The organism is Pseudomonas sp. MF4836 (assembly GCF_002018875.1).
In the GTDB taxonomy this organism is placed as follows: Bacteria; Pseudomonadota; Gammaproteobacteria; order Pseudomonadales; family Pseudomonadaceae; genus Aquipseudomonas.
Genome location: NZ_MVOL01000005.1, coordinates 376,488 through 388,708, shown reverse-complemented (window position 1 = coordinate 388,708; position 12,221 = coordinate 376,488). Strand labels below are relative to the sequence as shown.

Below are 12,221 nucleotides of genomic sequence, written 5' to 3'. Positions count from 1 at the left end.
CTTACGGGATGAATCAGGAAGCGTCTGCAGCCATTTCGGCGTCGTGGGCAATCAGCGAAACAAGAGCGTTCTGCTGGCGGTGGGAGAGTTGACGGAAACGTTGAAGCAGTTCGCGTTCATGCAAAGACAGCTCGGGGCTGTCCAGACGCATGCTCAACTCTTCACCCAAAGCGCCTTCCTGAATAAGACTCTGTTCCAGGCGCGCGATGATTTCGGAGTTCATGCTGCGGTGATGATTGCGAGCCACCTCGGCAATGCGTTCACGCATCCCGTCGGGTAGACGTACGACGAACTTGTCAGCCGTACGGCTGGAATAAATTGCCTGTTTCAATGGGCGCATATATTTAACCGGTTAGTTCAGGGGAGCGGTTCTCGGAATTGGCCGCAGGATGTCTTTAGGACAAGCCTTAAAGCCAAATGTTCAACCTGAATTGTTTAAGAGGCCCGAATCATGCCTCAAAATTGCCAGATCATTGGCGCCAATTCTGTGACAAATATTGAACCGGATAAAGGCGTTATGCCAGCACCAATTATCAGAAATGCGGACTGGTTTGAAAAGATCGCTCTGGCCCGGTCACTCCATCTATCCTGCCGCTCGTCAGAAGCTGTTTAAGCCTTCTTAAACGTGCATGCTAGGGGTATCGGTTGCTGCTGCCCCTACCTTGTACAGGATAGTGGCAAATGGCCGATTTACTAGCGATATATGGCAGAGTGATATTGAATGCCGGGCAAACTGATTTACCTGTTGGGGCCGTCGGGCGCGGGCAAGGACAGCCTGATCGCTGCAGCCCGCGAGGCGTTGCATGAAATCGGCTGTGAGGTCGCGCAGCGTGTCATTACCCGTTCGGCTGAGTCGGTGGGAGAGCAAGCCCTTGAGGTTTCTGCGCAGGAGTTTGAAAAGGCGGTGCAGCGCGGGGAGTTTGCCTTGTGCTGGCGGGCCAACGGCCTTGGCTATGGCATTCCTGTGCAGATCGACGCGTGGCTGGCCGCTGGTCGACATGTACTGGTCAATGGTTCAAGGGGGCATCTGCAGCAGGCGCGTGAGCGGTACCCAGAGCTGATTCCGATTTTATTGACGGTCACCAACGAAGTGCTGCGCCGCCGCTTGATTCGCCGCGGGCGTGAGAGCGGAGAGGAGATCGAGCGCCGGATGCAGCGCAACGCTGTGTTTGCCGATGAGGGCTGGGGCGACGATCAGAACATCGTGCATCTGGACAACTCGGGCGAATTGTCCGTGACCGTCATGCATTTGTTGCGGTTGCTGCAGCAGCAGGGGATCAGCGCAGCACAGGATCAAACTTGATCCTGCGCCCTATAACCAGGGCCAGCACAAATAAACCGCAGAAGGTGCCACAGGCAATCTGCGGCAGGCTGCTGAAGCTGCTCTCAGGCAGTAAAAGGCTTAGCGCGCCGCTGAGGATGGCCAGGATAAGAAGGCCCTTGGCAAATGTGGACATAAAGTGCTCCTGGAGTAACGGGCTTAAAATACCCAGCTCTGGGTACGTGGCCCAACGGGCGCGTCGGCTTTTTGCTCGGTTGCAACCTGAGTGGCAATAGCTGTCTGCGCCTGGCTGTTCATCACGGCCAGTTGTGGCGTTTGCTGCTGGATGTAGTGAGCGCTGGAGTAGGCGACAGGTTCAGCGTTGTTATCGGGTTGAAAGTGAAACGCCAGCAATACGGCAATGGCGATCGCATTCAAAAGGAAAAGGGCGCTGTTCATGTGCGTTGTCTCCGCGGTTCTTTATAGAGGTTATAAAGCAGTGCGCGTGCCAACCGCATTATCTTAAAAAACACTTTAAAATCAATTAGTTGTAATGTTTTCGAGAAGTCGGTTAATTGCATTTTGCAATGATGGCCTTTTGCGGCAATGCAAATTGCACGACGCCTGGGAGCGGCCTGAGCTCCAGGGCCTAGATCATGCAAAAAGCCCTACGGATTGCATGACAAAGTCAGGCTTGGCCGTTAACATGCACGCCGTTCCCCGCACCGCCCACTTTTCGGCGGTCGACGATATGTCTCAGTAGCTCAATTGGATAGAGCATCCCCCTCCTAAGGGGAAGGTTGCAGGTTCGAACCCCGCCTGGGACACCACATTGAAAGACCTCCAGTCATTTTCCTGTGCAGCCATAGGGCAACAGGATGACAGTGGGCCAAAAAAGCCCCACCGGGCATTGATCGGGCGGGGCTTTTTCATGAAGGGCTATAGCAGTTCGCGCTGACTCATGAGACCGCAAGTGTCAACCTTCAATCGGAAGTCTTGGCGTGAGATCTGCTGTTAAGTCCCTCAGCACTGGTTGTGAACAACAAGATCTGTCTTTTATAAGTACTTGTGACGATATAAAAGAGTTACTCATGAAACTGCTGCATGGCGGCCCTCACCAGCAATGCGTAATCCGGGTTGGTCTCGTTCATTTGCATAAACGCTTCATCTTCAATGGCCCGCATTAACGTCAAGAACTGCACTCTTGGTAACCCTTTTTCCCAGCTATAGAAATGGCGCAAAGACAAGGGGGAGTTATACAGGTCATTAAATACTGCACACAGCCCGTCAGGCACGTCACGCATGATGCTCTTTATGTAGCAATCCCAATCGGACGAGGCTTGTTCCCACGCAGCATCGACTTCATCCCAGCCTGGATAGGTTTCCACGTCCAGAGGCAAGCCCAGGCTCTGGGCCTGGATGGCCGCTTCAAGCAGCGCGTCGCAGATTTCAACCTGGAAGTCGTTGGTGTTCAGCCAGTACAGTTGTGAACAGATGTCCTTTATAAGCCTGAGCGGATGGAGGCGTTTGGTTGAAATCTGCTTGTTGCTGATTGACTCGAGTTCGCTGAATTTACCCAGTATGGAGTGACCATTATTGAGTGCCGACAGTCGTTGAAGTAAGGCGTTTTTTGTCTTGTTTATTCTTTCTTGTGAAAAGTCCGAGTCATAGTAGTAGTCCGAGTTGTCGCCCTTTAGCGTCAGGGTTTGTTCTCGGGTGATTCTCTTTATCTCTACCAAGTCCGCGGTGGATCGTTCGGCGAACAGTTTCTCGCCAAAGCAGTCGGTGCTTGCAATAAATAGAATGTGATCGAAGTTCATTTAAAGATTTGTCGATGTCTTTGAGTGTGCCCGCTCATGTCTATCAGCGGGGGATCGATAGGCTCAGTAGTCGGTGGCGGGCCGGTTGACGGCTTTGTGCCCTAATAACGCACACCGGGTGGTGAGCGGGGTTACTAGCGCAACCACCACCAAGCTGGCTGGAGTCAAAACCAGTGGGCCGAAGCCGGTTGGAGCCAGCAGTGCGCTGAGCAGGCGTTTGCAGCAGGCGGGCTCCAGGGCTCCGCCGAGCAATGTCAGCAACAGGGTCAGGGGCAGGCTGATTATCAGGGTCAGTGCGTAGCCGATAAGTACTCGGTGGGCCGACCTCCAGGCAAGCGCGTGGCGGTTGGCGAATAAAAAGGTCTGCAATAACCACCCCAATAGCAGCGCCGGGGCAGAAAGGTAGGACAGGAATACCAGGTATTCGGAAAGGGGTATGGATTGCTCGGCTGACATCGGGGCGTCTTAATCGTGGGGTGGATAGGGTTCGCCGTCATCGCCCTGGACTTGGGCGTCGAGGCGCTGGGCGATGTCGATCAGCTTGGTGATGGCCTGGTCTGAGGGGCTCTTTGTGTAGGCTTCCCCGCGTTCCAGGTCAAACCAGAGGGGGAAGCGCTCTGCGCCGATCAGGACGATAAAGTCATTTTCGCTGTTGTCTGGATCTCGCTGCACTTGAGCGTCCGCAGCCACGTAGGCCGTCCACTCCGCAGCGCTGATGGCGGGGCCCGTCTCATCGGCCCAGAAAGCCTTGCGGGTAATGTGCAGGTCGTAGCCGGCAAGGGCGTTGCTGCCTGCCAGCGCCAACAGGATAAAAATCAGGGCGCGCATCATGGGTCCTTCCCGAGCAATGGGACGACTATTTACCAGCAGCCTGGCCCGATGGCGAGCATCTTTGTGCAACCGCCGGCTTCGGCCGATGGGGGCACGTTTGTACCTTGCAGATTTGGCTCTAAAAAATGCGTATTGCCTGCCGCCTCCCTATAAGGGAACGGCGCTCCTGGCCGATAACTGGTTGGACAGTGGTTTTCTCGGGCTGCGCCGGCGCCTGCAACTGCTCTGTGCATGTGCGGGCAATCACAGATAAACCGTAAAAGCGGTTGATGGCTTATCGCTACCCGTTATTATCTGCGCGCCGAAATGGGCCGGGCTTGTCCTTGCAGTGGCCAATAGGTTCATCTTCTTAATTGCCTGGAATCTTCGATGCTGGCGTACCACCAAAAAAGCTTTTTGATCGTCGATGATTTCTCCGATTTCCGCAGTTCGGTGCGTTCGATGTTGCGTGAGCTGGGCGTCAAGGACGTGGACACAGCGGACACCGGCGAGCAGGCCCTGCGTATGTGTGCGCAGAAGCGCTACGATTTCATCCTGCAGGACTACCACCTGGGTGACGGCAAGAAGAACGGCCAGCAAGTGCTCGAAGACTTGATGACCGACAAGCTGATCAGCCACGAAAGCGTGTTCCTGATGGTGACTGCCGAGAGCAGCCAGGCCATGGTTCTCAGTGCCCTGGAGCACGAGCCCGACGCGTACCTGACCAAGCCGTTCAACCGTTCCGGCCTGGCCCAGCGCCTGGAGCGCCTGCAGCAGCGCAAGAATCTGCTGAAGCCGATCCTGGAGGCCCTGGATCGCGGCAAGCCGGTGGAAGTGCTCAATGCCTGCATTGCCTTGTGCAAGCAGGACCCGCGTTATTCGCCGCTGTGCCTGCGTTATCGGGCCGATGCGTTGCGCGATATGAATCAGAACGAAGCGCTGGAGCGTCTGTACAACACGATTCTGGCGGACCGTCCGCTGCCTTGGGCCTATGTCGGCCTGGGCCGCTTGCTGTTCAAGCGTGGCCAGGTGGGGCAGGCCAAGGATGTCTACGAGAAGGCCCTGAAGCAGTTTCCGATGATGCCTGCGCTCTATGACGGCCTGGCCGACGTGCTGGTGGTCGAAGGCGATGCCAAGCGCGCGCAGCATGTGCTGGAAGAGGCGGTGCGCCTGTCGCCGCTGGCGGTGCGTCGCCAGGCGTTACTGGGCAAGCTGGCGATGGGCAACGAAGACTTCGAGACCGCCTCCAAGGCCTATCGCCAGGCAGTGTCCCAAGGTGCGCAGTCGCGGTTCAAGGACCCGGAGAGCAACCTCGGCCTGGCCCACGCCCTGATCAGCAAGGGCAGCGAAAAAGGCCTGGATACCCGGACCCGACTGGAAATCAACACCACCCTGAGTGCGGTGGCCAAGGAAAACCCCACCGACCCGGGCTTGCAGATTCGCGCACGGCTGATGAAGGCCACCAGCCTGTTGCTCAACGATGCGGAAACCGCGGAAAAACTTACCGAGCAAGCCATGCTGCGGCTGGATGGCATGGAGCAGTTCATGAGTCCGGAGGCCGCGCTGCTGGTGGCCAAGCAGTTGCAGATGCTCGGCCAGGCGAGCGCCGGCGCATCGATGCTGAAAAACTGCGCGGAGATCTACGGTGATGATCCGAAGGTGATGCAGGGCATTGCCAAGCTCACCGACGACCCGACGATTCTCAATACTTCCAACGCTGCGGCCGATCTCAATCGCCAAGGTGTGCGCAGCTATAAGGCCGGCACCCTGGGCGAGGCGCGCGAGCTGTTCCGCCGGGCGTTGGCGATGCAGCCGAAGAACATCAGTATCGCGCTGAACATGGCGCAGTCGTTGTTGCACGGCGCCGATGCCAGCGCCGATCCGGCATTGCTCGAAGAGTGCCGGGCGAGCTTGAAGATGGTGGGCTTGATGCCCGACAGCGACCCGCGCTATCCCCGTTACCAGAAGCTGCGAAGCAAGGCGTTTGGCGAATGAACGAGAGTGAACAGGGGCTGGATTTTTCCACGGTGATCGCCTCCACCGTACACGACATGAAAAACTCCCTGACCTTGCTGATGCAGGCCCAGGCCCAGTGGCTGGCACGCCTGCCCGAGCCTGAGCGCAACAGCTCGGAGCAGGGTGTGATCGATTTCGAGTTCGCCCACCTCAACGGCATGCTGGTGCAGCTGCTGGGGCTGTACAAACTCGGCGCCAACCAGTTGCCATTGCGGCCCGACTACCACGAGCTGGATGACTTTATCGAAGCCCAGTTGGCCAGCCATCAGGACGTGTTCAAGAGCCGTGGCATTGCCGCGAGCTATGACGTTGATCCATTGAGCCCGCTGGGCTTTTTCGACCGCGAGCTGATCGCCTCGGTGCTGGCCAACAGCATCAACAATGCCATCCGCTACGCACGTCATGCGCTGCTGATCAGCGTGCATGACGAAGCCGGGCAGACGGTGCTGACCATCAATGATGACGGCGACGGCTACCCGCCGCAGATGATCGAGCGCCAGGACGATTACGTGCAGGGCATCAACCACAGCAGCGGCAGCACCGGCCTGGGCCTGTACTTCGCCGGCAGGATTGCCGAGTTGCATCAGCGCAACGGCATCCGTGGTCGTACCCGGATCAGCAACGGCGGGCCTTTGGGCGGCGGTGTGTTCAGTCTTTATCTGCCTTGATGGACGGCCGGCAGCGGGTGCCGTGGGTGAGGAGTGCCGGGCTTTGTGGTTTTTTGCTCACGGCTGCTTGATATTCCGAACAGCCGAAGCCTATTTTGTACGGGTCGCCGTTCTCGGCTCGTACAACAACAAGGATTGAGTCATGACAACCGATGGCCATCGTTCACTCGCACAGCGATTGACGGGCATTGATGAGATTGAATGTGTCACTCCGGACCTCAATGGAGTGCCCCGCGGCAAGGTAATGACCGCAGAAGGTTTTCTCGAAGGGCGGCGGTTGCAGATGGCACGGGGCGTGCTGCTGCAATGCATCATGGGCGGATACCCGCCCGCGCGCTTTTACGGCAGCGACGACGGCGACCTGGCGCTCGTGGCCGATCCGCAACAGATCCATCGCCTGCCCTGGAGCCAGCAGCCACGTGCCCTGGCGATCTGCGATGCGGATGAATTGACGGGCGAAAGCTCGCGTCTGTCCACTCGCGGCCAGCTCAAGGCGGTGATCGCCCGATATGCGGCCCATGGCCTGGCGCCGGTGGTGGCCACCGAACTTGAGTTTTTTGTGTTCGCGCCCAACACCGATCCGACTCAGCCATTCCAGCCGCCCGTAGGCCTGGACGGGCGTCGCGAGGACGGGCATTCGGCGTTCAGTGTCAGTTCCAACAATGGCCTGCGTCCGTTTTTCAGCGAGGTGTATGCGTGCATGGCGGCGCTGGGCCTGCCCCGCGATACCTTTATGCATGAAATGGGCGTCAGCCAGTTCGAGATCAACCTGCTGCACGGCGATCCCCTGCTGCTGGCCGATCAGACGTTCCTGTTCAAACACCTGCTCAAGGAAGTGGCGCTCAAGCATGGCCTGACCGTGGTGTGCATGGCCAAGCCATTGGCCCATACCCCGGGCAGTTCGATGCATATTCACCAGAGCATCGTCGAGATCGGCAGTGGGCGAAACGTGTTCAGCGACGACGCGGGGCAGCCGACGGCGACCTTCCGTCACTTTATCGGCGGACAGCAGGCCGGCATGGCGGATTTCACCGCGTTGTTCGCGCCCAACGTCAATTCTTATCAGCGCCTGTGCCATCCTTACGCATCGCCAAACAATGCGTGCTGGTCCCATGACAACCGCGCCGCAGGCTTGCGTATTCCGGCCAGTTCGCCGGTGGCGCGCCGGGTGGAAAACCGCCTGCCGGGGGCGGATGCCAACCCTTATCTGGCCATCGCCGCCAGCCTGGCAGCCGGCCTGCACGGCATCGAAAATGAGCTGGAACCGCAAGCCGCGATCCAGGGTGAATTCGAAGTGCCGGACAGTTTGTCACTGCCTTGTACCTTGCATGCGGCCCTTGAACGTCTGAAACGTAGTCCATTGGCCAAGGAACTGTTCGGCAAAGAGTTCATCGAAGGCTACATCGCTTCGAAGACCATGGAGTTGACCAGCTTCTTTGATGAAATTACTCCCTGGGAACGGCGTGTTTTAGCGGCCCAGGCCTAACTGAACCGTCGCCGTCGGGCTGTCGTGAAGACGGCCCGACACTCAATTCAAGGAGCCGCTCGGAACGCCGATGCGCCAAATCTGGAAATCCTTTCGAGCGCTTTATTTCGCCTCGCTGATGATGCTTATCGGCTCGGGCTTGCTCAGCACTTATCTGGCATTGCGCCTGGCCGCCGACCATGTCGATGGCTTGTGGGTCGGTGCCTTGATGGCGGCCAACTACTTCGGCCTGGTCCTGGGCGGCAAGATCGGCCATCGGCTGATTGCCCGGGTCGGGCACATCCGCGCCTACGCCACCTGTGCCGGTATCGTCGGGGCTGCCGTTCTCGGCCATGGCCTGGTGGACTGGCTGCCGGCCTGGCTAGTGCTGCGGGTGATCGTCGGCCTGGGCATGATGTGCCAGTACATGGTCATCGAGAGCTGGCTGAACGAGCAGGCCGAGGCCAAGCAGCGTGGGCTGGTGTTCAGCGGCTATATGATCGCTTCGTACCTGGGGCTGGTCCTGGGGCAACTGATTCTGGTCATGCACCCGGCCCTTGGCCTGGAACTGCTGATGCTGGTAGCCCTGTGCTTCGCTCTGTGCCTGGTACCGGTGGCCATGACCCGTCGCATTCACCCGGCGCCACTGCACCCGGCGCCGATGGAGCCACGCTTCTTTATCAAACGCGTGCCGCAATCTCTGAGTACGGTGCTGGGGGCAGGGCTGATTGTCGGCTCGTTCTACGGCCTGGCGCCGCTGTACGCCTCCCAGCAGGGGTTGAGCACCGAGCAGGTCGGCCTGTTCATGGGCTGCTGCATTTTTGCCGGCCTGCTGGTGCAGTGGCCGTTGGGCTGGCTCTCGGATCGTTATGACCGGGCGATGCTGATTCGCTGCTTTGCGATGTTTCTGGCGGTGGCGGCGCTGCCCCTGGCGATTTTTCCGAGTGTGCCGCTGGAGGTGTTGTTTGCCTTGGGCTTCCTGTGTTCGCTGGTGCAGTTCTGCCTGTATCCGTTGGCGGTGGCTTTTTCCAATGACCATGTCGAAGGCGATCGCCGTGTGTCGCTGACCGCCATGCTGCTGGTGACCTACGGTGTGGGCGCGAGCATCGGGCCGTTGGTGGCGGGCGTGCTGATGAAGCTGTTCGGCAGCCAGATGCTCTACGCGTTCTTCAGTTTCTTCGCGTTGGTCCTGGTGTGGCGGATCCGGCCGAAGGCGGTGACCAATCTGCATCAGGTCGATGATGCCCCGCTGCAGCACGTGGCGATGCCGGACAGCATGTCCAGCTCACCACTGGTGGCGGCTCTTGACCCACGGGTGGATGAGCAAGTGGTGCAGGATCAGATGCAGAACCCCGTCGAGCCGGTGGCCGACGAGCCAGCGGCTGATGAGTCGCCGGCAACCGAGGCTGAGAATGAGGTCAAGCCCGAGGATGAGGGGCCGCATCATCTCAGTGGCGCCAGGCCTTAGGGTCTGGCGGTTGCCGGAAGGCGGCGCAAAAAAACGGGCAGTCACCGCAAGGGGCTGCCCGTTTTCATGTCTGGCGTTGGCTTACATGTCGTCTTTATCGAAGCGCCGTGCTTCGCGTTGCAGCTGATAGACGAAACGCTCGACCTGGCGCTGTACCAGGCCGCTCATATTATGAAAGCGGACCCCGGCGAAGGTGATATCGATGCGCTCTTCATAGTGCAGATACCGCAGCTCGACGGGAGCAGTCATGCTGCCGAAGGGCAGGGCGGCGATAAAACGTTCGTAGACCTGGCCCAGTTGCAGACGTTCGGAGATATCGCCTTCAAAGCGCAGTTTGCAACCGGTGGCCGAGATATCCAGCAGCTTGCCGCGGATGGACTCCTTGAGCTTTTCGCCGTCGAGTTCGACGTTGACCAGTTGCGAAAGCTTGAGCGCTGCGCGGAAGGCGCTGCGGCGCTGGTGATAGACCACTTCGTCCGGCAGGGTGCCACGGTAGCAGCGACCGTTGTTGGACTCATCAAGGGTCGGGGTACTGGTGCTTTCCCAGGCGATACGCACGCCTTCATGGAAGCCTTCGACGCGAAATGGCTCGCCGGCCAGCATGAAACGTTCACCGTCGCGGGGAATCATTTCATCGAGGGCGATCATGTTGCTGTCGCGATCGACTTCGACCAGATAGCTCTGAAAGCGCTGGCTGCGCTCATGGAAGGTGATGATCAGCGGGTCATGGCTCTCTTGTAGCATCCGCAGGTTCGAAGCTATCTCCAGAGGAGTGGTGAGAACCTTAGGGGGCTGCGGAGCATCTTCCGCGCTTGGGGCATTGAACACGGTTCATCAGTCTCCAGACAAAATACGACTACACGCAAGAGCCAGCATTTTGCCAGCATGTTTCGCAGCTTGATAGGGCGCGCACATTTTCCGGGGTCAAGCCTGACTGAGCGGGCGCGGCTTCGCAAGCAGGGAGGTCGAGCCGCGGGCGTCATACAGTGCGGGGCTTTCGCCGCCGTTGAGGATTTTCAGCTGGTTCGCGGTGGTGGCCTGCTGAACCTGGATCGAGCGACCGTTGAGTTCATTGGTCGCCTGGCACTCGGCGAGCAGCTCGGTCAGCACATCGCTTTGCTCAAGCAATTGCGGGCCGATCGAGGAATGTTCGGCGAGTTGCTCAAGGCCGGCGCGACTGGCGGGTAGGTTCAGGCTGGCAAGAATCTCGCTGCGCTTGCGGCCATGCTGTTCGAGCAGAATGATCAGCGCATGTTTCTGCGCCAGAATATCCTCCAGTAGCGGCATGTCGCGGCCGTACAGAGCGAGGGATTCGGTCTTCAGCAGTTCCAGCAATTGTTGAGCTGGAGCAAAATCTTCAGTGATCAGTTGCAGTAAATTAGAGTCGTGCATGGCTGGCCTTGGGTTTTAAGCGTCCAAAAGCCTGGCGCAGGCCTTTGGCTAGCGCTGGGCTTCGAAATTGAGCAGTTTGCTGGCTACACGGTTGCTGTCGACTTTATAGCTGCCATCGGCAATCGCTGCTTTCAACTCGGCCACGCGGGCTTTGTCGACGGCAGGCTGATCGCGCAGCTTGTCAGTGACCTTTTGCAAACGCTGAGCCTCATTGCTGAGGTGTACCGATTCCCCGCTTTTGGTGGTACTGGCTTGTTCAGCCGGGGTAGCCAGCGGCGCAGACTTGTCGGTGTCGCCGATGTCTTTGTTGGCGCTGGTACGCGTACTGCCGGTAAGTGAGGGGGAGCTGTTTAAACGGCTGAAATCGATGACCATGATAAAAAAACCTCTGGGTATTTGGACGCTTGCCATGTTTTCGGCCATACCCTGGAAAACTTTAGGCGCTATTGTCGATTAACCAACGCCCATGGCTGCGGCCCGCATGGACCACAGTTTAGGGAAGGGCGGGCTTGTGCGCCAGTTCCTACATTGCGACTTCTACTTGGCCGGGAGCGGTAATCCGGGCCTTGATCACACGTTTCGAGTTCAGGTTCTTGACCCTTATCTGCTCGTTCATGCCGCCGTTGGACAGTGCTTCGCCGGGCATTCGCACGTTCAGGGTGCCGCTACGGGCAGATATCACCACTTGATCGCCCTTGCGCACCACCTCGGCCTGCTCCAGGTGCAGTTGGGTAATGACTTGATCGGCGACCATTGGTCGGACAAGTTTCTGCCCAATGGCATCGTCGACCGAGGTCAGGTAACCCTGGTTGATCTGGCTGATGTCACGTTCACGCAAAATGACCTCCTCCGGCGCAATGATTCCGGCGCGCTTGAGGGGGCGGGTCGTGGTCACCACTTCGCGAAACAGTTTGACCTGGGCCGGCACGAACACGGTCCAGGGCGAGGCGCCGTCGCAGCGGACCTTGACCGTGACACGGCCAATGGGCTGCGCCGGGCTTTCAAGGGTGGCTGTCAATTCCTTGTCGCAATTGGGCATGCGCATGCGCGGATCGAGTTGGGCAACCGTGATTTCATAGCGTCCGGCGGTTTGACTGGTGGCCAGATAGTCTTCTACGGTGAATTCAAGAAACCCTTGAGTGACGCCGATAAGTAGATCAGGCAGGGTGACCGAGTCAGCAAGGGCAGGGCCGCCAGGGTTGAAAATAGACAAAACTGACAGCGCGCAAAGTAATTTGCGGTAGTTTGATGTCAGGCGTCGGAAAAATGTCGTTTTGGCGTTCATAACAGTTAAAAAGCAAGCCCCGTGCCGTTTAGCGAT

15 protein-coding genes and 1 tRNA gene are annotated in these 12,221 nt (G+C 58.4%); 6 read left to right on the top strand and 10 right to left on the bottom strand.

The features are described 5' to 3' along the window. Positions 1 to 13: 13 nt before the first annotated feature. Complete coding sequence (locus MF4836_RS14470; RefSeq protein ID WP_003178899.1) at positions 14 to 340, bottom strand: Arc family DNA-binding protein; 327 nt, start codon at positions 338 to 340, stop codon at positions 14 to 16. 381 nt (positions 341 to 721) lie between these two features. Here MF4836_RS14470 and phnN point away from each other — a divergent pair, with 381 nt between their 5' ends. Continuing rightward, a complete protein-coding gene (gene phnN, locus MF4836_RS14465; RefSeq protein ID WP_078470847.1) occupies positions 722 to 1,303 on the top strand; it encodes a phosphonate metabolism protein/1,5-bisphosphokinase (PRPP-forming) PhnN in 582 nt (193 codons plus the stop codon). On the opposite strand, the gene MF4836_RS14460 is transcribed toward phnN, so the two are convergent. Next, the gene (locus tag MF4836_RS14460; RefSeq protein ID WP_078470846.1) at positions 1,278 to 1,457 is read right to left on the bottom strand and encodes a PA3371 family protein; all 180 of its coding nucleotides are present in this window, start codon (positions 1,455 to 1,457) and stop codon (positions 1,278 to 1,280) included. The genes phnN and MF4836_RS14460 overlap by 26 nt on opposite strands. Before the next feature lie 23 nt (positions 1,458 to 1,480). Then, positions 1,481 to 1,720, bottom strand: a complete 240-nt coding sequence (locus MF4836_RS14455; protein WP_078470845.1) for a hypothetical protein — start codon at positions 1,718 to 1,720, stop codon at positions 1,481 to 1,483. A 294-nt stretch (positions 1,721 to 2,014) separates the two neighbouring features. Between MF4836_RS14455 and MF4836_RS14450 the strand changes: the two genes are divergently transcribed. Beyond that, positions 2,015 to 2,091, top strand: a tRNA-Arg gene (locus tag MF4836_RS14450). A gap of 255 nt (positions 2,092 to 2,346) precedes the next feature. Here MF4836_RS14450 and MF4836_RS14445 read toward each other — a convergent pair. From MF4836_RS14445 to MF4836_RS14435, 3 genes are all read right to left on the bottom strand, one after another. After that, a complete protein-coding gene (locus MF4836_RS14445; RefSeq protein WP_078470844.1) occupies positions 2,347 to 3,081 on the bottom strand; it encodes a hypothetical protein in 735 nt (244 codons plus the stop codon). Positions 3,082 to 3,144: 63 nt separating this feature from the next. After that, entirely contained in the window at positions 3,145 to 3,537 is a 393-nt protein-coding gene (locus MF4836_RS14440) for a hypothetical protein (protein ID WP_078470843.1), read from the bottom strand. Between the two features lie 9 nt (positions 3,538 to 3,546). Continuing rightward, positions 3,547 to 3,912 (bottom strand): hypothetical protein, encoded by a 366-nt coding sequence (locus MF4836_RS14435; protein ID WP_078470842.1) that lies wholly within the window; start codon positions 3,910 to 3,912, stop codon positions 3,547 to 3,549. A 369-nt stretch (positions 3,913 to 4,281) separates the two neighbouring features. Here MF4836_RS14435 and MF4836_RS14430 point away from each other — a divergent pair, with 369 nt between their 5' ends. The 4 genes from MF4836_RS14430 to MF4836_RS14415 all read left to right on the top strand — a co-directional run bounded on the left by MF4836_RS14430 (position 4,282) and on the right by MF4836_RS14415 (position 9,508). After that, positions 4,282 to 5,886 carry a tetratricopeptide repeat-containing response regulator gene (locus MF4836_RS14430; protein WP_078470841.1) on the top strand — a complete coding sequence of 535 codons (1,605 nt, stop codon included), beginning with the start codon at positions 4,282 to 4,284 and terminating at the stop codon, positions 5,884 to 5,886. Then, positions 5,883 to 6,575: a sensor histidine kinase gene (locus MF4836_RS14425; RefSeq protein WP_078470840.1), complete on the top strand. Its 693-nt coding sequence runs from the start codon at positions 5,883 to 5,885 to the stop codon at positions 6,573 to 6,575. The genes MF4836_RS14430 and MF4836_RS14425 overlap by 4 nt, the downstream gene beginning before the upstream one ends. 244 nt (positions 6,576 to 6,819) lie before the next feature. Then, positions 6,820 to 8,061 (top strand): glutamine synthetase family protein, encoded by a 1,242-nt coding sequence (locus MF4836_RS14420; protein WP_178102944.1) that lies wholly within the window; start codon positions 6,820 to 6,822, stop codon positions 8,059 to 8,061. Between the two features lie 70 nt (positions 8,062 to 8,131). Beyond that, a complete protein-coding gene (locus MF4836_RS14415; RefSeq protein WP_078470838.1) occupies positions 8,132 to 9,508 on the top strand; it encodes an MFS transporter in 1,377 nt (458 codons plus the stop codon). A gap of 81 nt (positions 9,509 to 9,589) precedes the next feature. Here MF4836_RS14415 and MF4836_RS14410 read toward each other — a convergent pair whose 3' ends face one another. The 4 genes from MF4836_RS14410 to flgA form a co-directional block, all read right to left on the bottom strand. Then, entirely contained in the window at positions 9,590 to 10,336 is a 747-nt protein-coding gene (locus MF4836_RS14410; RefSeq protein ID WP_043228721.1) for a flagellar brake protein, read from the bottom strand. Between the two features lie 96 nt (positions 10,337 to 10,432). Next, positions 10,433 to 10,900: a flagella synthesis protein FlgN gene (locus MF4836_RS14405; RefSeq protein WP_020295660.1), complete on the bottom strand. Its 468-nt coding sequence runs from the start codon at positions 10,898 to 10,900 to the stop codon at positions 10,433 to 10,435. Between the two features lie 48 nt (positions 10,901 to 10,948). Then, positions 10,949 to 11,275 (bottom strand): flagellar biosynthesis anti-sigma factor FlgM, encoded by a 327-nt coding sequence (gene flgM, locus MF4836_RS14400; protein ID WP_078470837.1) that lies wholly within the window; start codon positions 11,273 to 11,275, stop codon positions 10,949 to 10,951. A 148-nt stretch (positions 11,276 to 11,423) separates the two neighbouring features. Beyond that, a complete protein-coding gene (gene flgA / locus MF4836_RS14395) occupies positions 11,424 to 12,185 on the bottom strand; it encodes a flagellar basal body P-ring formation chaperone FlgA (protein WP_078470836.1) in 762 nt (253 codons plus the stop codon). Positions 12,186 to 12,221: the final 36 nt, after the last annotated feature.